Source organism: Luteibacter sp. 9135 (assembly GCF_000745005.1).
In the GTDB taxonomy this organism is placed as follows: domain Bacteria; phylum Pseudomonadota; class Gammaproteobacteria; order Xanthomonadales; family Rhodanobacteraceae; genus Luteibacter.
In genome coordinates this window covers 1019873-1041572 of the sequence record NZ_JQNB01000001.1, presented here as the reverse complement: position 1 = coordinate 1041572, position 21700 = coordinate 1019873, and the positions used below count along the sequence as shown (strand labels likewise).

Genomic DNA, 21700 nt, shown 5'->3' with positions numbered 1-21700 from the left:
TCGAGTATGCCAGCGGTCTCCAGGCTTCAGGCGCCTCACCTAGTCGTCGACATGACGTAAGTTCCTGCGGTATGTCCGCAGACTTACCCTTCGCCCTTTATTCGACGAATATGCCAATTCAGGTCATATCGGTACTCGAGGTAAGGGCATTCCTGTGAACCAAAGCGCGCCGCAACGCCGTCTCGTTGCATGGCATGGTTCTGGCTTGATACCCGGCTCTATCGAAAGATACCGACCAAGGCATCGCCGTGTGGAATCCCTTCGTACGCTTCAAGTCCGACGCTGGCCGCAAGCTCGAGGCCCTTTTTCGCTCCCAGGCCGCCATCGAGTTCGACGTGCACGGCACTATCCTTGCTGCGAACGCACGTTTTTGCGACCTCATGGGCTATGCCGCATCCGAGATCGAGGGCAAACATCACTCGATGTTCATTGCGGCGGAGATGGCGCAGAGCGCCGAGTACGCGGCCTTCTGGGACAGCCTGCGGCGAGGTGAATTCCAGGCGGCCGAGTTTCCGCGTCTGACCAAGCGGGGCGATGTGGTCTGGCTCCAAGCCACCTACAACCCGGTGCTGGACGAGAAAGGCAACGCGGTGTCCGTGGTGAAGATCGCGCAGGACACCACGCAGCGAAAGCTGATGGACCTTCACCGTGAAAGCCAGATCACCGCCATCGGTCGATCGCAGGCGGTGATCGAATTCACGATGGACGGCACCATCCTCACCGCCAACGCCAACTTCCTCGACGCGCTCGGTTACGACCTGGACGAGGTGGTGGGCAAGCATCATCGCCTGTTCGTCGATCCGCAGGAGCACGACAGTCCTGCCTACCTCGCCTTCTGGGATCGTCTGCGCCAGGGCGAGTTCCAGGTCGCGGAATTCAAGCGCGTGCACAAGACGGGAAAGCACGTGTGGATCCAGGCCACGTATACGCCCGTGCTGGGCTTGAATGGTGTGCCGGTTCGCGTGGTCAAGTTCGCCACCGACATCACCGCGCAGGTGACCCAGCGGCAGAGCTTCGAGGTACTGTCGCTAGTGGCGAACGGCACCGACAACTCGGTCATCATCACCGGGCCGGATGGCCGGATCGAATACGTCAACAGCGGTTTCACCAAGCTATCGGGCCATGCGTTCCTGGACGTGATCGGTAAGAAGCCCGGGCCACTGCTTCAGGGTAAGCATTCCGACCCCGTGACGATCGGTCGTATCCGCGCCAAGCTGGAAGCGCGTGAGCCGTTCTACGAAGAGATCCTCAACTACGCGAAGGACGGTACGCCGTACTGGATATCCCTGTCGATCAATCCGATCTTCAGCGCCGATGGGCAACTGCGCAAGTTCATTTCGGTGCAGGCCAACGTCACCGAGACACGGCTTCGTGCGCAGGAAGACGAAACCCGCCTTGCCGCCATATGGAAATCCACGGCCACGGCCAACTGGTTGCCTGACGGCACGGTGCTCGACGTCAGTCCGACGATGCTCGGCGTCCTGGGCATGGACACGGCAGACCAGGCGGGCGCGGCACTGGCATCGATCTTCCGGGCGGTCATGGATGGCGAGGGTCGGACGCGTCTGATCGCCGGCGAATCGATCTCCACGGAACTGGCGGTGCATGTCGCCGACCGCTACCTGTGGCTCCAGGCCACCATCAATCCGATCTTCGCCATCGACGGAACGTTCGCCAAACTGATTCTCTATGCCACCGACGTAACCGGTCAGCGCACGACGCTGGAGCGCGTGCGCACCGCAGTCGATGTGATCAACGCTATCGCCCTGCAAACGCATATCCTCTCCTTGAATGCGACCATCGAGGCGGCACATGCGGGTGAGTCGGGACGCGGGTTCGCCGTCGTCGCCTCCGAAGTGCGGCAGCTGGCGAAGAAGTCGTCCGACTCGGCGACGGAAATATCGGCACTGCTCAACCGATAAGGGACGAGGGTGGCGGATGCGTGGCGAGGCATCGTCCCGGCATAATGCGGGGAGTCATTCCACATCCTGGATACTCCAATGATTGTTCTCGTGACCGGCGCTACCGCCGGGTTTGGCGCCGCCATGGCGCGCCGCTTCGCGTCCGCCGGCCACCGGGTGATCGCCGCGGGCCGGCGCCGTGACCGGCTCGATGCCCTTGCCGACGAGCTGGGCCGGGAACGGGTCCACCCCTTGCAGATGGACGTGCGTGACAGGACGGCCGTGGATGCGGCGTTGTCCAGCCTGCCTGCCGAGCTTGCGTCTATCGACCTGCTGGTGAACAACGCCGGCCTGGCGCTGGGACTCGAGCCTGCGCATGCCGCGGATCCCGATGACTGGGAGACGATGGTCGATACCAACGTCAAGGGCCTCATGTACGTCACGCGCGCCATCCTTCCGGGCATGGTGGCGCGTCGCCGCGGACACGTCATCAACATCGGTTCCATCGCGGCGACGTACCCGTATCCCGGCGGTAACGTCTACGGCGCGACCAAGGCGTTCGTCCGGCAGTTCTCGCTCAATCTGCGCGCCGACCTGGCGGGCACGGGCATACGCGTGACCGACATCGAACCGGGCCTTGCCGGAGGGTCGGAGTTCTCGGTCGTTCGCTTCGGTGGCGACGAGGCGCGTGCCGCCGCCGTCTACGACGGAACCCTGCCGCTGACGCCGGACGATGTCGCCGAGGCCGTGTTCTGGTCGGCGACGTTGCCCGCGCACGTCAATATCAACGCCATTGAACTGATGCCGGTAAGCCAGTCCTTCGGTGCCCTGCCGATCCAACGGAACCAGGGGACGACGTCATGAGGTTGTTCCCTCCCACCGACAGGCGTGAAGGCGCGCGCGTCGCGGTGCCGGCTACCCGGTAATGCAGCACGCCTTACTCGAATCGGCGCGACGCGCAAGGTTGGGCTGGGCGGCCGGCTTGCCGATGCTCGCGATGTCCGCAGGCCTCCATGCCATGCCCGCGAAGCCTCTTTCCACCATCCCTCTGCCCGTCGACCATGCGTTCAAGGGACAGATCGACGTGTCCGTGGATGCGCGTGACACGGCGCACAAGGTCTTCCGCGTGCATGAGGTCATTCCGGTCCAGGCCACTGGCGCAGTCACCCTGCTCTATCCGGAGTGGGAGCTTTCCAGCCATGCGCGCACGATCTCGGCGGCGAGCGTGGCCGGCCTCACGATCGAGGCGGATGGACATCCCCTCGACTGGGTGCGCGACAGCGTCGACATGCATGCCTTCCATGTCGTCGTTCCGCCCGGTGCCCAGCATCTCGATGTGGACTTCCAGTACATCACCCGGGTCGACGACGCGCTGCTGCGCGACGATCTGGTCGACATCGCGTGGCAGCGCCTGATGGTCTATCCGGCCGGCTGGTTCGCCAGGAACATTCCGGTACGGCCCACCCTCGCCGTGCCGGATGGTTTGCAGATCGCGTCGGCGTTGCCGTTGCGGTCACAGCACGGTGGCGATGTCGAGTTCGCGCCGGTGTCCATGGCGACGCTGCTGGATGCACCGGTGTTCGCGGCACGCTACCTTCGCCGCGTGCCGCTGACGACGGGTAGTCCGACCGTCCAGTTGGACCTGATGTCGATGGACCCGGCCGATCTTGCCCTCGCCGCGGACGACGAAGCCGCGTTGAAGCGGCTGATACGTGAGACCTCGGCGGTGTTCGGGCGGGCACCGTATGGGCACTTCGATGGCCTGGTGGTGCTGGACGATGTGTTCCCGGTGGGAGGCATCGAGCATGCCGCGTCCGCGGAGATCTACCTGCCCGCGAACTATCTGCGTCAACCCGCAGCCCAACTCAACAACCGGGATCTCATCGCGCACGAGCACGTGCATGCCTGGAACGGCCGCTGGCGGCAGCCGGCGGACGCGTGGACGGCAACGCCTAACGTGCCCACGCGCAACAGCCTGCTCTGGGTCTACGAAGGGCAGACGGAGTTCTGGGGTCGTGTGCTGGCCGCACGCAGCGGCATGCGGACGCTGCAGCAGACGCGAGATGCGCTGGCACTGGACGCCGCTTCGGTCGATGCACGCGTCGGTAGGGCATGGAAGGACCTGCAGGACACGACCAACGATCCGTTGTACGTCAGCGGTCGCACCACCGTTTGGCCGGAGTGGCAGCGGCGCAAGGACTACTATGCCGAGGGCGTGCTGCTATGGCTCGATGTGCAGGCGCGCCTGCAAGAGGCCACGCATGGCGAAAAGGGCATGGATGACTTCGCTCGAGATTTCTTCGCCGTGACGGATAACGGCACGGGCGTGTCCACTTACACGCTGGACGATGTCTGCACGGCGCTTGCGCGGCAGGCGTCGATCGACTGGAACGCCTTCCTCGACGAGCGCTTGCACGCGAAGGACTCCCGGGTACTGGACGGCCTGCGTGGCCTCGGCTGGGAGCTGGTCTACGTGCCGACACCCTCGGCCAGCTTCGTCGAAGACGAAGCGGCATCGGGCGTGTCCAACCTCGGTTACTCGCTCGGCTTGTCGGTGGACGACAAGGGTCGGGTCCGTGGCGTGGTGTGGGATGGCCCGGCGTTCAAGGCCGGCATGGCACCGGGTGTACTCATCACGCAGGTGAACGGCACCCCGTTCACTGCGGAGGCGTTGTCGTCGGCCCTTGCCGCGTCCGCGCGGCGGCCCGTCTCGTTCGACTTCGAGCGAGACGGCAAGATCCATCATGGCACGCTCGATTATCACGGTGGACCACGCTACCCGGCGCTGCGTCGTGTGCCGGGCGTGCCGGATCGCCTGTCTGCGTTGCTGATGCCGCGGGTCTGAGTTACCGCGCGGCATCTTCTTCGACTGACGCCGTTTCGTTCCGACGGCCGGGTTGACTCAGAACTCCCGCCAGGCCGACTCCATGTCCTTCGCCTGCACGGGCTGCCGTGCAGGGGACTTGATCACGGACACAGCGGCCGGGATGGCAGCAACCGGGCGTGCGGGTGCGGCAACGGTCGTGCTTGCTGGTGCAGGCGATACCATCGATGCGTCGCTGCCGGCCTGTGCCGTGCCGGCGATCCGGAAGAACGCCACCTGCCGAATCAATTCGTCCGACAGTTCCAGCGAATGGCGGCTGGCTGCACTGGCTTCCTCCACCAGCGCCGCATTTTGCTGCGTGACCTCGTCCAGGTCGGTCACGGCCTGGTTGACCTGCTCCACGCCTGCGGATTGCTGCTGCGATGCTGAGGCGATCTCCATGACGATCTCGGCGACACGCGATGCGCCCCCCTGGATCTTGGTCAGTGCTTCACCGGTCTTGCCGACCAGCGCCGCACCCGCTTCCACTCGCTCGGTGGTGCTGCCGATCAGCGCCTTGATTTCCTTTGCGGCCCCCGCGCTTCGCTGAGCCAGGGCACGTACTTCCGAGGCAACGACCGCAAAACCACGGCCTTGCTCGCCGGCCCGTGCCGCTTCCACCGCGGCATTGAGCGACAGCAGGTTGGTCTGGAAGGCGATTTCATCGATCAACACGGCAATCTCGCCGATCTGCCGGCTGGCCTGGGTGATTTGTTCCATCGCCTGCACGGCGTCACCGGCCACATCGCTGCCTGCCAGGGCGTCTTCGCGAAGTCCGCGCGAGATCGTACGGGCGACTTCGGCACTCTCGGCGTTCTGCTTGACCGCCGCGGCCATTTCTTCCATCGAGGCCGCCGTTTCTTCCAGGGACGACGCCTGTTCCTGCGTACGCGCGGACAGGTCGTCGTTGCCTTCGGAGATATCGCGGGCGGCCTGGTTTACCTGGGACGCACTCTCACGCACGCCGGCGACGATGGACGACAGTTTCGTGTCCATGACGGACAGCGCACGCAGCGTGTCGCTGAGCTCGTCCTTGCCGGATACTTGCAGCCGGTGATCCAGTTCGCCCTCACTGATCCGCGTGGCCAGTTCGCGAGCGCGCAGCAGCGGGCGCATCACGGTCCGCGTGAGCTTCACGCCGACGATGGCCACGAGGATGACCCCGAGGAACGCCACGGCGAACATGAACACGGCAGTGCGGTGGACGGCGACAACGGCGGCCTCGTAGGTCTCCGTGGCCTGCTTCTTCTCTCCCTTGACGATTTGGTCGATGTCGGCTGTTTCCGCGTCGTAGGCTGCTCCGAGCGGTCCGACCAGCAGCTCTCGCACGCCAGCCTCGTCTTTGACCTTAAGCCCGGCAAGTGCCTTGGCGGTGAGCTGCCTTTCCGTCTGCTGGTGGGCAAGGAAACGCTTTGCCAGTGCGATTTCCTCATCACTGGACGTGTGGGCGGGGTAGTAATCGCTCCATGCCGCATCAATCAGCGCGGTGCTGTCGGCCAGCTTCTTTTCCGCCTCGGCAATGGTCTGCGCATCCATGCGGATGAATGCCCGGTTTATTGCAAGGCGTATTTCGAAGGTGCGAGCCCGTACCCGCGTAGCGTCCATGATCGAAACCATCGAATCGTCGTAGAGCGTGGCTATGCGGCTTTTCATGCTCATCAGCGATGCCAGCCCGATACCACCCAGGAGCAATGCGACGAAGAGTGAAAAAGCCATGACGAGTGTAATCTTGAGTTTGATTGTCATGAGCAGTCCTGAAAGTGTCTCCCTCTGACGGCACTCCCGCGGGCTTCTTGATGCAAATCTGGCAGATTTGATATTTCCATTAACTGCGCAGTTGGCTTTGTGAGACGTAGTTCACGTTGTTTTGTGCCATATGCCGCACGAAATTCGGACTTTCATCTAAGTGGCGCGGAATTGAGCACAGGTGGGCGGCGCGCTGAAAACACCATAAATTCCGGGTCGAGGCGAGCGATCTTTCGATGCTGCTCGGCTTCGTCATCCGAAGCTGCATGGGCTGGAACGCGCTCACGGGTGTCAAAATGACGTGAATGCGGGCTGTGCGGGAATGAGGCTTCGCATGTTGCTGGCGTTTCGTATCAGGCGTCGACGTGAGCCACGTATCGATGCCAAAGGAATGCAAGGGCGATGGGAAGCAACACGATCTCCGACACGATAGAGAAGACTTGCGCCGCCGTGCCGTAACTTCCCGACATGCCCAAGCCTCCAAAGAACACGAAGAACCACGTCGTCGTCATCGCGATCATCAGTAGTGCTCGTGCCTGATTGCCTTGCGCGATGTTGCATATGAACAGCGGACAGGCCTTCGCGAAGAAGTGTCCGACCAGCAGCATCGACGGAATCATCAACAGGGGGAACAACGCCAGTCTGCCGATCTGCAACCCGCGTGCGGCCAGCGCAATGTCCGCGTGCGTTGCCAGTGCCCGAATGGGTACGTAACTCCAGACATTACCCGCGCACATCAACAAGAGCCAGAACGTGGCGGCAGCCATCCGCCCGCTCGCGCGACGCCTGCATGCGGCGTACAGGCACACGTAAAGCAGCGCATTGCCGATGAAAGGGCCAGCGAGGGCGATCGCCGCTGCGGCTGCCCCATGCCCGCTTGCGAACACGGCGTCGTAAGGCACGTTGTCGCCGACGTCGGACAGCAGGATGAGGTTCGCCGGTGTGAGCCCGCCGTAGTCGAGCGCGAAGGGGTTCGCCATGTAGCCGAGCATCCACGCCATCGTTGTATGCGCGTATTCGTGGGTGAGATAGCTCACGGCGTGGGTGACAAGGATAAGGATCACCATACGCATGGCGAATCGGGTATCGCTGAGCAAGGTAGCCTTCATCGTCATTTCCATCACGCCCAGCCAGAGGCCGCTATCGTAAATCGAATGCCTCGCCCCTGGGGATGGCAGTCGCATAGACGGTACCCCAACAGCCCAATGGCTATAGTCCGGGCAAACCACTAATCGGAAATCCCATGAACCGCATTGCCATCGTCGGCGGCCACGGCAAGGTCGCGCTGCTTCTCATACCCCGGCTCGTCGCTGCGCATCACGATGTGCGTGCACTCGTTCGCAACTCTGACCATGCGCCAGATATTTCCACGTTGGGTGCGCAGCCGTCGGTATTCGATATCGAGCATGCCGACACCGCCGCGATTGCCGTCGAGCTGAAGGGCTGCGAGGCCGTCGTCTGGTCGGCAGGCGCCGGTGGCGGTAGCCCCGAGCGTACCTATGCCGTAGACCGCGACGCGGCCATCCGCACGATGGACGCCGCGGCCCAGGCGGGCGTGAAACGCTTCGTCATGGTCTCGTACGTCGGTGCGGGCATCGACCACGTCGAACCTGACAATGGGTTTTATGCCTACGCGCAGGCCAAAGCCGCGGCAGATGCCTATCTGCGTACCACATCACTGCGCTGGACCATCCTGGGGCCCGGCACATTGACGAGCGACGACGCTTCAGGACGGATCGACCTGGTGGAGGGCCCGTCGTCCGCCGGCGACAAGACATCTCGCGCCAATGTGGCTTGGGTTATTGCCAGCCTTCTTGAAGGTGACAAAGCCGTGGGGAAGACACTGCGGTTCATCGACGGGGAGACGCCGATCGAGGCTGCGCTTGGTTGACAGGTGACCGCCTACTCCCTTGCATAGGTGGCGTCATGCGTCATCTGACATCGAGTGCAGCCAGCACCTCCTCCGCCGCCCGAACCCCACTCAGATACGCCCCATGCGCCGTCGAAAACGCACTCTCGTGCGTTGCTTCGCCAGCAAAAAACACCCGCTCCTGATACGGCGCCGCCAGGGTGCGCCGCGCGGACGACCACTGCGGAAGCGCATGACTGTAGGCGCCACCGATGCGCGTGTCGTGCCGCCACTGCGAGGTGGTCAGCAGCCGCAGGCTCTCACGCGCCTTCCGCCCGAACAGCGCCACCAGCTCGCCCATCACATGCTCGTACGCGGCGATCACGCCTTCCTCGGCCAGTTGCCGCGCGCTCGCGCCGCCGAGGAAACACTCGATCATCGGTCGTCCCAGCGGGCGTATGTGGTACGACACCGTGGCCGCATCGCGCGGGTTGCCGATGGCGTGCTGTTCGGACGGAAACGCGCTGTCGTCGAGGATGCGCAGGAAGACCTTTTCGTCGTGACCTAGCGGCAACCGTCCAGCCGCCTCGCGCCAGGGATCGAGGGCGTCGGGCAGGCGGATCGTGGGGCCGCTCAGTGCCGCGGTGGAGGCGGTCAGGATCACGGCGCGGGCATGCAGGTCGCCGTGTGGCGTGCCCAGCGTCACGCCGCCTGTATCGGGCAGCAGGAGTCGTTCCACCGGTGTCGACAGCGCGCAGGGCGTGTCCATCGGCAGGGACGCCGCGACCAGCGACCCGTAGCCGCGGACCGGTCGCCAGTTCTCGCCGGTGGCCGCGCCCTCGTAGCGTGCATAGTCGGCGATGGACAACTTCTCCAGGTCGGCCCCGTTGATGAAGCCGCTCATCGCCTGCAGGTAGGCATTCCATCGGCCGCCCGGGACGAGATGATCCGCCGCGACGTCGCTCGGCAAAGGCGTATCCATGATCCGGTCGTGCCACTGGTCGTAGGCGGCGCGGGCTTCTTCCTGCTCCTGCACGGAAAACCCGGGTCGGGGGATCGAGCGACCCCAGGGCGGATTGTGGCGATCCACGGCGATGCCGGCTTCGTCGGCGATCGTGGTCCACGGGTTGCGATCCGCTGAATGCAGCCAACCGCAGCCCAGGTCGAGCGGCAGGCCATCGATCTCGACAGTGAAGGCGCGCCCGCCGATGCGCGACGATGCCTCGACCAGCAGGACGTTCCGGCCCGATGTTGCAAGGCGGCGCGCCGCGCCCACGCCCGCGGCACCGGCGCCGACGATCGCCACATCCAGGGTTTCGTTCAAGATCGCGGTCTCCGGCGATGGGGAACCGCCTTTCCCCGGTTGTACTGGCGAGCTCGTGGCGATCCGGTGAGCGGCGGTGCTCAGTCGTCGCGCAGGTGGAGCGCCGGGTCCACGGCCTCCAGTTCCCGCGCGAACCGGGAAAGAAGGCGGGTCAACGTGTCGACATCCGCATCCTCCCAGCGATCGAAGATCTGGCGCGCCATGCGTTCGCGGGCCGTATCGATGGCGGCGTTCATGGCCACGCCTGCCGGGGTGGTCGTGGCTTCGGTGACACGCCGGTCTTTCTGCCCGGGCTGACGCACGATCAGCCCGAGGGATTCCAGTTTGGCCAACTGACGACTGACGGTCGTGTAATCGCGGCCCACGCGATCGGCCAGTTCGCCCACGGCGATCGGACCGAAGCGGCCTGCCAGCACCAGCAGGGGAAACAGCGCGCGATCGAGGCTGACGCCCGCCGCGGCGAGCAGCTGCTCGTCGCGCTGAGGGCGGTTCATCACCCCGACCAGGGCGACCATCGCCATGTGCAGCTCGCGGAACGTCGCCTTTTTATGTGTATCTTGCACTTAGTAATCCATCGCCGTAGACTCGTCCTTAATATGTGCATTCTACACATAATAGGAGCCGAGCATGTCTGTCCAAACGCACGTGGTGATCGCAGGCGCCGGCCCGGCGGGCCTCACCCTCGCTATCGAACTGGCACGCCGCGGCGTGTCCTATCGTATCGTCGATCGCCGTGCCGGGGCATTCGAAGGGTCGCGCGGCAAGGGCATCCAGCCACGCACGCTCGAGATCTTCGCGGACCTGGGCGTCGTCGATCGCATCCTGGCGGCGGGCGGGCCCTATCCCAGCCAATGGATTCACGACGCGGACGGTGGGCGGGAAGAGCAGGTCATCGCAACAGCCGAGGCGACGGCGACGGAGCCCTACGGCGCGCCCTGGATGGTGATGCAGTCACGCACCGAAGCGATCCTTCGCGAGCGGCTCGACGAACTGGGCGGCGCCGTGGAATGGCATACCGAGGTCACGGAAGTGATCCAGGCCGATGCCATACGCGTGGGCCTGCGCACGCCCACCGGAGCAAGCGCGCTTACGTGCTGCTACCTGGTCGGTGCCGACGGCGGGCGCAGCACGGTACGCGGATTGCTGGGCATCGACTTTCCCGGCAAGACGCTGGGTGCTCGCGCCATGGTCGCGGACCTGCGAATGCATGGGCTGGACCGGCGTTACTGGCATCGCTTCAACGACGGCGACATGTCCCGGCAACTCGCGCTTTGCCCGCTGCAGGGCACCGACCTGATCCAGTTACAGGCGCCGGTGGCGGCGGAGGGTGACGTCGGCACCGACATGGCCTGCGTGCAGGCGTTGATCGATGAACGCACCGGTGGCTCCGACCTGCGTGTCGAAGATATCGCGTGGATATCGGTGTACCGCATGAGTGCTCGTCTTGCCACGCATTACCGCAGTGGCGACGTGTTCCTGGTCGGCGATGCGGCCCATGTGCATCCACCCACCGGTGGACAGGGTCTCAACACGAGTATCCAGGACGCCTACAACCTGGGCTGGAAACTGGCAGCCGTATGCGAAGGCGCAGCGGACACGCTGCTCGACAGCTACGAAGACGAACGACGCCCTGTCGCGGAAGAGATGCTGGGCTTGTCCACGCGTCTGCTGGATGCCGCTAGGCAGGGCGACATGCGCCGTGGCCGCGACACCCGCCAGCTGGACATCGGATACGCCTCGAGTCCGTTGCGCTACGAATCCCCGTCAAGGCAGTACGGCCCTCGTGCGGGCGATCGTGCGCCGGACGCCTGGTTCACGACCCGGCACGGCACACGCAAGCGCCTGTTCGAACTCACGCAGGGCCCGCGCTGGACACTGATGATCTTCAACAGCGACGAGGAAACCACATCATGGCCTGCCGGCGTCGATGTCCATCACGTCGGCACGGATCACGAACTGCGCGACAGCGACGGCGTGTTCCAGTCGGCCTACGCGGCATGCGACGGCGACGGGTTCGTTATCAGACCGGACGGCTACATCGGGGCTATCGCGGGCGCCGGGCACCTCGAAACGCTGTATGGCTATCTTCGGTCGCTCCTTCTCGCAGGCGTGCACATTTGAGAAAAACCGCGCAGAGCTCGTCACGCCTTTTCGGTGAAACGCGCTCCGCGCCACAGATAATCGCAAGCGTTATCCGGCAAGAAATCGTTGCGCGAACATGCAGGGCATCGCCCTTCACGCAAGTGAATCGGACGCCGCATGGCATCGACCTGTAAGCACGATATAAACGCATAAATAAAGCGCTTTTCTAAGTAAGTCTACTTACGCGTAAACCGTCGCAAAAACGAATCGCGGTTGCCGCATTTGTACACTGTTTGCCGAATCGTCGATTTTCCCGACATCTCCCCGGAAAGCACACGGAAAGCCACCGCCAGATTTGTGCATCGGAGCGTCGATGCCGGCGCTTAGGCTTGCGCCCGAAAGCAAACGCCTGCGCATGCAGGTTTTGCGGACGTCATCGATCGGATGTCCATCACGGCCCGGAATGTTTCCGGCGCCGTCGCTGAAGTGCGCGCGATCGTCCGCCAGACGGATGACGCGTGTGCTTATGGGGAATGTCATGAGCAAGCGCCGTGTGAAATCTGTCCGTCGTCATCCGATCAGCAAGGGCATCGGCCTTGCCTTCGCCTCGACCCTCCTGGGCCTGGTCAGCCAGCAGGTGTGGGCGGATTGCGCGCCTGGCTCACCCGGCGATGGTGTGACCGTGACCTGCTCGGGCGGCACGACCGTGGGCAACCCGTTCAACACGGCGGCCAACAACCTCACGGTGAACGTCACCTCCGACGGCCGCGTGGCACCCGTGCTCGGCCTGCTCACGCCCGCGATGACGCTCTCGGGCAACAACGTGACGCTGAACAACGCGGGCACGATCGACCCCTCGCTCCTCGGCATTCTCAGTGTGCTGTCGAAGGGCACCATCATCGGTAACGCCAACGCGAGCAACCACGCGATCAACAACACCGGCGGCATGTACGGCACCTTCGGCGTGGCGTCCGTCAACGCTGGCGACCTGAGCGGCGTGGCGCTGGACATTCGCAACGGCGCCGGTGGCACCACCACGCTGGTCAACTCCGGCACCATCGGCGGCAAGCCGCTGGCCGGCGTGAGCGTGCTTGCCGTGGATGCACCGGCGCTCGTCGCGTCGGGCCAGGGCAACGTCACCATGACCAACGCCGCGGGCGGTACTGTGCAGGGGCGCATCGCCTTCAACGGCACGTCCAACACGTTGATCAACAACGGACAGATCCTGGGCAGCGTCTACGTCGGTGGCGGCAACGACACTTTCGTGGCAGACACCGCCGCCAGCGTCAGCAGCACCGGCGTCGGCGTGGCGTTGTCCGTACCCGATCTGCTCGGCGTGGGCGTGCTCAATTTTGCAGCCGCGGGCGTGGTCGACGGCGGTACGGGTGTCGATACGCTGACGTTGAAAAGTGCCGCGGGCAACGGTGCCAACACGGCCACGTCGTCGCAGTACATCAATTTCGAAAACCTCAACATCACCGGCGGACGCTGGACCCTGGTGGGGCGCCTGGCCAACACCAGCAACCTGACCGGTGGCACGGCGGTGCTCAACAACGCGGACAACCTCGGGGCGACGGCGACCGTGTCGGGTGCGGTGCTGGAATCCGCCATCAACGGACTGGGCGTCACCACGGCACTCAACCTGCAAGGCGCGGGCCTGACCGTGCAGGGCACCAACACCCTGGGACTCGCGGGGGCGATATCCGGCACCGGCGCGCTGACCAAGACCGGCACCGGGGCGTTGAGCCTCGCCGCGGGCAATACCTACAGCGGCGGCACCACGCTCAATGGCGGCAGCATCCTGCTCGGCGGCAACGGGGCGCTCGGTACCGGTGCGGTCAACGTCACCGGTTCCAGCACGCTCACCGCGTCCACGGCAACCACGCTGGCCAACACGGTGGCCGTCGGTGGCGGCACCACGCTGACCCTCAACGGAGCGCAGGCGCTCACGCTCAACGGCGCGCTGTCCGGCGCGGGCAACGTGATCAAGGCGGGAGCGGGCACGCTGACCCTGGGCGCGGCCAACACGCTGTCGGGCTCGTTCTCGATCAACGGCGGCACGCTCGCCGTGGGCGCGGGCGGCACCCTGCTGCCGACCCAGGCGGTGACGCTGGTGAACGGCACCACGCTCAATCTCTCCGCCGGTGCCAACCAAACGATCGGTTCGCTCGCCGGTACGGGCGGCACGGTGAACCTAGGTGGCACCACGCTGACTACGGGCGGCCTCGGCACGAGCACCAACTACGCGGGCACGCTGATCGGCACCGGTGGCCTGGTCAAGGTCGGCACCGGCGTGCAGACGCTCGGTGGCGGCAACACCTTCAGCGGTGGCGTGGCGTTGAACGGCGGCGGCCTGCTGCTGGGCAACGCGGGCGCGCTCGGCACCGGCGCGCTGAGCGTCGGCGCGAACGTCACCCTGGACACCACGACGGCACTGACCCTTGCCAACAACGTCAGCCTCAATACGGGCGGCACGCTCAACCTGCCCGGCAACCAGGCGCTGGTGCTCGGCGGCGTCGTCTCCGGCCCCGGCAATCTGGTCAAGACCGGTACGTCGCTGCTGACCTTGAACGGCGCCAACACCTTCGCCGGCGGCCTCACCGTCAACGGCGGCGGCCTGTTGCTCGGCAACAGCGGCGCCCTGGGCAGCGGCGTGCTCAACGTCAATGCATCGACCACGCTCGACGGCAGCGTGCCGCTGACGCTCGCCAATGCCATGAACCTGGGCAGCGGTGCCACGCTCAATGTGCTCGGTGGACAGCCGGCGACGTTCAGCGGTGTGTTGAGCGGTAACGGCGGGTTGCTCAAGAGCGGTGCCTCCACGCTCACGCTGAACGGTGCCAACAGCTTCACCGGCGGCACGCTGATCAACGCCGGCACGCTGGCGCTCGGCGCGGGCGGTACGCTGGCTGCCGGTGGCGCGGTCACCCTCGCCAATGCCGGCGCGGCGTTCGATATCTCGGCGGCGGGCAACCAGACCATCGGCGCGCTGTCCGGCGTGGCCGGTACCACGATCGCGCTCGGCGGCAATGCGCTCACCTTCGGCGACGCCACCGCCCAGACTTTCGCCGGCGTCATCGGCGGCACCGGGTCGCTGGTGAAAACAGGCGCGGGCGTGCAGACGCTCACGGGTGCCAACACGTTCAGCGGTGGCGTCAACCTGAACGCGGGCGGCCTGTTGCTCGGCAACAACGACGCCATCGGCACGGGGCCGCTCACGGTGAGCGGCAATGCGACGCTGGACGGTACCGCGGCGCTCGATCTGGCCAACGCGGTGAATCTGGCCGGTGCCACGCTCACACTCCCCGGTACACAGGCCGTCACGCTGGGTGGCGTGGTGTCCGGCACGGGCAGCCTGACCAAGAACGGCACGACGCAACTGACGCTCAATGGCGCCAATACCTTCAGCGGTGGCGTCAACCTCAATTCGGGCAGCCTGCTGCTCGGCAATGCGGGTGCACTGGGCACGGGTGCGCTGAACGTCGGTGGCGCGGTGGCGCTGGACAGCACCACGGCGCTCACCCTCGCCAACGCGGTCAACTTCGGCAGCGGCACGTCGCTGGCACTCACCGGTAGCCAGGACGTGACACTCGCCGGCATCCTCGCCGGCGACGGCAGCCTCGCCAAGGGCGGTACGTCGGTACTCACGCTGAGTAACGCGAATACGTTTACCGGTGGCCTCAGCGTCACCGGCGGTGGCCTGGTGCTCGGCAACAGCGGGGCGCTCGGCACGGGTGCGTTGAACGTGGGCGGCGCGGTGACGCTGGACAACACGACCGCGGTGGCGCTCGGCAACGCCGTGAACCTCGGAGCTGGCAGCGCGCTCACCGTGCTGGGCAACCAGGACCTGGCGCTCAACAACGTGGTGTCCGGCACGGGCAGCCTGACCAAGAACGGCAACGCGACGCTCAACCTGGCGACGGCCAATACCTTCAGCGGTGGTGTGAACCTCAACGGGGGCAACCTGCTGCTGGGCAACAACGGCGCGCTCGGTACGGGCGCGCTGAACGTCGGTGCCAACGCCTCGCTGGATACCAGCGCGGTGCTCAACCTCGCCAACACCATCGGCCTCGCCGCCGGCGCCAACCTTGCCGTGCAGGGCAACCAGGCGCTGACGCTGGCCGGTGCCCTGTCGGGCGCGGGCAGCCTGAGCAAGGACGGCGCGCAGACGCTCACGCTGGCAGGTGCCAACACGTACACCGGTGGCACCACGATCAACGCCGGCACGCTGGCTCTCGGTGCCGGCGGGAGCCTGGCGAGCACCGGCGCGGTGACGCTGGCCAACGCCGGCGCAACGCTGGACGTCTCGGCCGCGGGCAACCAGACGGTCGGCGCCCTTTCGGGCGTGGCCGGCAGCGCCATCGCGCTCGGCGGCAACACGTTGCAGTTCGGCACGGCGACGGACCAGGTCTTCGACGGTGCCGTGTCGGGTAACGGTGGCCTGGTCAAGGTCGGCGCCGGCGTGCAGACCCTCGGCGGCGCCAGCACATTCAGCGGCGGTGTGACGGTGAATGCCGGCGGCCTGGTCGTCGGCAACGATGCCGCGCTCGGCGTCGGTGCGGTTACCATCGGCGGTGCGGCCACGCTGGATGCGAACGGCCCCGTATCGCTGGCCAACGCCATCGCCCTCAATGCCGGCCTCACCGTGTTGGGTAGCAACGCGCTGACCCTCAACGGCGCGGTCACCGGAACCGGCGGCCTGACCAAGGAAGGCGCGGCCACGCTCACCTTGAACGGCCCCAACACCTACACCGGCGGCACCAACATCAACGCCGGCACGCTGGCACTCGGTGCGGGCGCCAGCCTGGCTAGCAGCGGCATCGTCAACCTCGCCAGCGGTGCCACCTTCGACCTGTCCGCGGGTAACGGCACGCAGAGCTTCGGCACCCTCACCGGTGCGGGTACGGTCGACCTGGGCGCCAATGCCCTGACCATCGGCGGTCCCACCAACGGCGTGTTCGCCGGGGCGATCGCGGGCACGGGCGGCCTGATCAAGGAAGGCACCGGAACGCAGGTGCTGACCGGCGCCAGCACCTTCACCGGCGGCACGACGATCAACGCCGGCACGCTGGCGATCGGTGCGGGCGGCAGCCTCGCCGCCACCGGTGCGGTGAACCTCGCCGCACCGGGCACGGGCTTCGACATCTCCGCCGGCGGCAACCAGGCCATCGGCCTGATCAACGGCGTGGCCGGCAGCACGGTGACCCTCGGCGGCAACACGCTCACCCTCGGCGGTGTCGGCAACAGCGTCTACGACGGCCTGATCGCCGGCACCGGCAGCGTGGTGAAGAACGGCGCCGGCATCCAGGCGCTCGGTGGCGCCAGCACGTTCTCCGGCGGCGTGGCCCTCAACGCCGGCGGCCTGCTGCTGGGCAACGATGCGGCACTGGGCACGGGTGCACTGAACGTCGGCGGCAACGCCTCGCTCGATACCGGCGCCGCGCTGACGCTGGGCAACACCATCGACCTTGCCGGCGGCGCCAACCTCGACCTGCTCGGCAGCAACGCGCTGACCCTCGGCGGCGCGATCTCCGGTGCGGGCGGCATCATCAAGGACGGTCCGGCCACGGTCACGCTCACCGCGGCCAACACCTATACCGGTGGCACGATCATCAATGCCGGCACGCTGGCGCTCGGCGCGGGTGGCAGCCTGGCCGGTACGGGCGCGGTAAACCTCGCCGGCACCGGCACGTTCGACATCACCGCCGCCGGCAACCAGGCCATCGGCTCGTTGAGCGGCGTGGCCGGCAGCACCGTGGCCCTCGGCGGCAACACGCTGGCGCTGGCGGGTGCGACGGACGCCACCTTCAGCGGCAGCCTCACCGGCAGCGGCGGGCTGGTGAAGAACGGCGCCGGCATCCAGACCCTCGACGGCAATAACAGCTTCAGCGGCGGCGTCACCCTCAACGCTGGCGGCCTGATCGTCGGCAACGATGGCGCGCTCGGCACGGGCACCTTCACCGTCGGCGGCGCGGCCACGCTGGATGCCGCCAATGCGGTGACCCTGACGAACGACGTGCTGCTCAACGCGGGTCTTACCGTGGCGGGCAGCAACGACATCGTGCTCAACGGTGCGCTCACCGGCGCGGGCAGCCTGACCAAGGACGGGGCGGCGACGCTCACGCTCAACGGCACGAACACCTATGCCGGCGGCACCTTCATCAACAGCGGCACGTTGGCCCTCGGCGCGGGCGCCAGCCTGCTCAATACCGGCACGGTGAACCTGACCACGGGGGCCACCTTCGACCTCTCGGCCGGCAACGGCACGCAGGTGTTCGGCACCCTGGTGGGCAACGGCACCGTGAACCTCGGCGGCAACACGCTGACGGTCGGCAGCGCGACGGACGGTACCTTCGGCGGCAGCATCGGTGGCACCGGTGGGCTGATCAAGGAAGGCACCGGCATCGAAACGCTCACCGGCATCAACACGTATACCGGCGGGACGCTGATCAACAACGGCACGCTCGCCATCGGCGCGGGCGGCAGCCTGTCGCCCACGGGCGCCGTGACGCTGGCCAACGCGGGCACCGCGTTCGATATCGCCGGCGGCGGCGACCAGGCGATCGGCGTGCTCAACGGCGTCGCCGGCAGCAACGTCACCCTCGGCGGCAGCACGCTCACGCTCAACGGCGTCGGCAACGGCACCTATGACGGCGTCATCGCCGGTACCGGCGCACTGATCAAGAACGGTGCGGGCAGCCAGGAGCTCGGCGGCGCCAACACCTTCAGTGGAGGCGTCACCCTCAATGCCGGCGGCCTGGTGGTGAACGACGATGCGGCGCTCGGTACCGGCGCGTTGACGGTGGCAGGCGCGGGCACGCTCGACGCGCTCAGCCCCGTCACGCTGGCGAACGACGTGGCGCTCAACGCGGGCCTGACCGTGCTGGGCAGCAACGACCTGACGCTCGGCGGTGCCATCACCGGTGCCGGCAGCCTGACCAAGAACGGCGGCGCGACTCTTACGCTGGCGGGTGCCAACAGCTATACCGGTGGCACGATCGTCAACGACGGCACGCTGGCGATCGGCGCGGGCGGCAGCCTGGCCAGCGGCGGGGCTGTCACCCTGGCCGGCACCGGTGGCTTCGACATCGCCGCCGCCGGCAACCAGACCATCGGCTCGCTCAACAGCGTGGCCGGGAGCAGCGTGACCCTGGGTGCGAACGCATTGACCCTTACGGGCAATGCCGATGCCACCCTCGACAGCACCGTCGCCGGCACCGGCAGCCTGGTCAAGAACGGCACGGGCACGCTCTCGCTGGGCGGCACCAACACCTTCAGCGGCGGCGTGACCCTCAACGACGGTGGCCTGAGCATCGGTAACGGCGCGGCCCTGGGTACGGGCACGCTCACCGTCGGCGGCGCGGCCAGCCTCGGCACTACGGCGGTCACCACGCTGGCGAACGACATCGCGCTCAACGCCGCACTGACCTTGCCCGGCAGCAACGACCTGACCCTGGCCGGCGCCATCTCCGGCACCGGCAGCCTCTTGCAGCAAGGCACGATCCGCCTGGTCCTGACCGGCAACAACACCTACACCGGCGGCACCACGGTCGGCGGCGGCACGCTGGTGGTCGGCAGCGACACGGCCCTGGGCACGGGTGGCCTCGCCATCGACGGCGCGGCGCTGCAGGCGAGCACCGGCGTCACGCTCGGCAATGTCGTGACGGTGGGCGGCAACGGCGTGACCGTGCAGGGCCCGGCCGACCTCACCTTGAACGGCAGCCTCAGCGGCACGGGCGGCCTGGACAAGGAAGGCACCGGCAGCCTTACCCTCGGCGGCTCGCTGGCCGGCTTCACCGGTGGCCTGACCGTCAACGGCGGCATCCTCAACGCCAGCAACCCGTACAACGGCGGCATCGCGGTCGGCGGCGCAGGCACGATCAACCTCGGCGGCACCGGCAATGTCGTGACGGTGACGGGCCCGATCGCCGGCACGGTCAATCTCGGCGGCGGCAGCACCATCGGCATCGGGTTCGGACAGCTGCCGGCGGTTACCGGCACCGTGAACGGCACCGGCCCGGGCACCACGCTCGACGTCACGGGCTCGGGCGATGCCACCCTGCCGGGCGGCGTGTTCAACAACATCGACAACCTCAACGTGGGCAACGGCACGCTGTCGATCGGTGCCGGCACCACGGTGAATTTCCCCGGCGGCACCGTCGTGGCGGGCACCATCGCGGTCAACGGCACGCTGGGCGGACCGGCCACGGTCAACCCGGGTGGCGGGATCATCGGTGGCGGCACCGTCACCGGTCCGGTCGTGGTCGACGGCACGGTGGCCCCGAGTGGCGTACCGGGTGCGACCGGCGCGGCCGCGGGCACGGGCACGCCGGGTACGGTGCTGACGGTAGGTGGCCTGACCCTCGGTGCCGGCTCCACCACCTATATCCGCACGGGCGACAACGGCGTGACCGATGCCGTCGTGGTCAACGGCACGGCGGTGCTGGGCGGCAAGGTCACGGTGGAGAACAACGGCACGTCGTTCGGCCCGGTCACGCAGGTGAACGTCATCAGTGCGTCCCAGGGCATCACCGGCAGCTACGCCGGCAGCACCATGACGGGCAGCAACCTGCCGTTCCTGGACACGAGCTGGCAGGTGATCGGCAACAACCTGGCGCTTACCTACAGCCAGGCCGGCAGCGGGCTGGGCTCGGGCGGCATCACGTTCGACCGGTTCCCGGGCCTGGGCGCCAACCAGCGCTCGATGGCCACGGCCCTGCAACGGATTGCCGTCTCCGGTGGCGATCCGCTGTCGAACCTGCTGGGCAACGTGCGCGGGCTGCGCTCGCCGGAGGTGATCCGCGCCTTCGATTCGCTCACCGGTGAAACCTATGCCTCGGCTGCCAATGCCGAGCTGTCGGGCCAGAGCCAGTACCAGGACACGGTGTTCAACCGCCTGAAGCTCCAGCGTGATACCGGCGAGCGTGGTCCGGCCGTCTGGGCCGAGCCGTATACCTCCAGCAGCAGCTTCGACCACAGTGCGGACGTGGCGCAGACCGACTACCGCATCCATGGCGTGGTCATCGGTACCGACGCACCGGTGACGCCGGACCTGCGCCTGGGCGTGCATGCCAACGTCGCCAACTCGCGCACCGAGGTGGATCGCCGCGGCGACTACACGGATGTCGACCAGGCGGCGATCGGCCTGCATGCGCTGTACTTCAACGACAGGCAGTGGTGGGCGCAGGGCCTGGCATCGTACGGCTGGCAGAACGCCGACAGCTCGCGGCGCATCGCGGTGGGCGGCTTCACGCCGCAGGCCACGGGCAGCTACGACGGCAAGACCACCAACGCTTCGCTGGAAGGCGGCTACCGCTTCACGCTGGGTCAGGCCATGCACCTGGAGCCCTTCGTCGGCGCGTATTACAGCAAGGTCAAGTACGACGCCTTTACCGAGAAGAATGCCGGCGACGCGGACCTGCGCGTGGGTCGCGCCAGTGCCAGCAGCCTGCAGTACGGCGTCGGTGCGCGTCTGGTCGGCGATGTGGACCTGGGCGTGGAAGGCACGAAGCTGCATCCCATCGTCATGGTTCGCTACCTGCACAACACCCGCGACAACACGGTGTCGGTCAACAACGCCTTCGCCGGCGAACCGGGTGGCACGTTCTCGGTGCAGGGATCGGAGCCGGTGCGCAACCACTGGCAGGCGGGCGTGGGCATGAGCTTCGACATCACACCGAAGGCCAGCACGTTCGTGTACTACAACGCCGATATCGGCAAGCGCCAGCGCAGCGATGCGGTGAACCTGGGCGTGCGCTGGAACTTCTGACGCGGCCGCTCCCCGTGACCGCCCGTGTCCGCGCGATAACGTCCGCGGACACGGGTCGGCGCCGCCGGTACAGGGGCGCCGTCCACCGCAAGCTCTTGCGAAAAAGCCGTCCGGCCGTCTGAAAGTGCGGCCCGCAGTGCGTTTTACCGCGTTTCCCCACCGTGGC

At 66.6% G+C, this 21700-nt stretch carries 9 protein-coding genes and 1 pseudogene; 6 read left to right on the top strand and 4 right to left on the bottom strand.

All coding sequences use genetic code 11. The annotated features are described in order from the left end of the window. Positions 1–248: 248 nt before the first annotated feature. From FA89_RS20580 to FA89_RS04575, 3 genes and pseudogenes are all read left to right on the top strand, one after another. A pseudogene (locus tag FA89_RS20580) lies at positions 249–1916 on the top strand (methyl-accepting chemotaxis protein); the annotation flags it as partial. Positions 1917–2000: 84 nt separating this feature from the next. Continuing rightward, the gene (locus FA89_RS04580; RefSeq protein WP_036138639.1) at positions 2001–2765 is read left to right on the top strand and encodes an SDR family NAD(P)-dependent oxidoreductase; all 765 of its coding nucleotides are present in this window, start codon (positions 2001–2003) and stop codon (positions 2763–2765) included. 154 nt (positions 2766–2919) lie between these two features. After that, positions 2920–4746 (top strand): M61 family metallopeptidase, encoded by a 1827-nt coding sequence (locus FA89_RS04575; protein ID WP_185754225.1) that lies wholly within the window; start codon positions 2920–2922, stop codon positions 4744–4746. Between the two features lie 57 nt (positions 4747–4803). Here the strand turns inward: FA89_RS04575 and FA89_RS04570 are convergent, their stop codons facing one another. Both FA89_RS04570 and FA89_RS19085 read right to left on the bottom strand, forming a co-directional pair. After that, positions 4804–6510 carry a methyl-accepting chemotaxis protein gene (locus tag FA89_RS04570; RefSeq protein WP_051938532.1) on the bottom strand — a complete coding sequence of 569 codons (1707 nt, stop codon included), beginning with the start codon at positions 6508–6510 and terminating at the stop codon, positions 4804–4806. Positions 6511–6863: 353 nt separating this feature from the next. Then, on the bottom strand, positions 6864–7619 hold the full coding sequence (locus FA89_RS19085) for a hypothetical protein (protein WP_051938531.1): 756 nt from the start codon (positions 7617–7619) through the stop codon (positions 6864–6866). A gap of 134 nt (positions 7620–7753) precedes the next feature. On the opposite strand from FA89_RS19085, the gene FA89_RS04560 reads away from it, so the two are divergent. Continuing rightward, complete coding sequence (locus FA89_RS04560) at positions 7754–8401, top strand: SDR family oxidoreductase (RefSeq protein WP_036138634.1); 648 nt, start codon at positions 7754–7756, stop codon at positions 8399–8401. A gap of 40 nt (positions 8402–8441) precedes the next feature. On the opposite strand, the gene FA89_RS20570 is transcribed toward FA89_RS04560, so the two are convergent. Both FA89_RS20570 and FA89_RS04550 read right to left on the bottom strand, forming a co-directional pair. After that, positions 8442–9683 carry a flavin monoamine oxidase family protein gene (locus FA89_RS20570; protein WP_036138632.1) on the bottom strand — a complete coding sequence of 414 codons (1242 nt, stop codon included), beginning with the start codon at positions 9681–9683 and terminating at the stop codon, positions 8442–8444. A gap of 80 nt (positions 9684–9763) precedes the next feature. Further along, a complete protein-coding gene (locus FA89_RS04550; RefSeq protein ID WP_036138629.1) occupies positions 9764–10246 on the bottom strand; it encodes a MarR family winged helix-turn-helix transcriptional regulator in 483 nt (160 codons plus the stop codon). A 64-nt stretch (positions 10247–10310) separates the two neighbouring features. Between FA89_RS04550 and FA89_RS04545 the strand changes: the two genes are divergently transcribed. After that, positions 10311–11804 carry an FAD-dependent monooxygenase gene (locus FA89_RS04545; RefSeq protein WP_036138626.1) on the top strand — a complete coding sequence of 498 codons (1494 nt, stop codon included), beginning with the start codon at positions 10311–10313 and terminating at the stop codon, positions 11802–11804. Positions 11805–12303: 499 nt separating this feature from the next. Beyond that, the gene (locus tag FA89_RS04540) at positions 12304–21534 is read left to right on the top strand and encodes an autotransporter-associated beta strand repeat-containing protein (RefSeq protein WP_051938530.1); all 9231 of its coding nucleotides are present in this window, start codon (positions 12304–12306) and stop codon (positions 21532–21534) included. Positions 21535–21700 lie beyond the last annotated feature (166 nt).

Bases quoted from the DNA above. Each gene is read 5' to 3' on its own strand.
- FA89_RS04580 (WP_036138639.1), top strand. From the start codon at position 2,001: ATGATTGTTCTCGTGACCGGCGCTACCGCCGGGTTTGGCGCCGCCATG.
- FA89_RS04575 (WP_185754225.1), top strand. From the start codon at position 2,920: ATGCCCGCGAAGCCTCTTTCCACCATCCCTCTGCCCGTCGACCATGCG.
- FA89_RS04570 (WP_051938532.1), bottom strand. From the start codon at position 6,510: ATGACAATCAAACTCAAGATTACACTCGTCATGGCTTTTTCACTCTTC.
- FA89_RS19085 (WP_051938531.1), bottom strand. From the start codon at position 7,619: ATGAAGGCTACCTTGCTCAGCGATACCCGATTCGCCATGCGTATGGTG.
- FA89_RS04560 (WP_036138634.1), top strand. From the start codon at position 7,754: ATGAACCGCATTGCCATCGTCGGCGGCCACGGCAAGGTCGCGCTGCTT.
- FA89_RS04545 (WP_036138626.1), top strand. From the start codon at position 10,311: ATGTCTGTCCAAACGCACGTGGTGATCGCAGGCGCCGGCCCGGCGGGC.
- FA89_RS04540 (WP_051938530.1), top strand. From the start codon at position 12,304: ATGAGCAAGCGCCGTGTGAAATCTGTCCGTCGTCATCCGATCAGCAAG.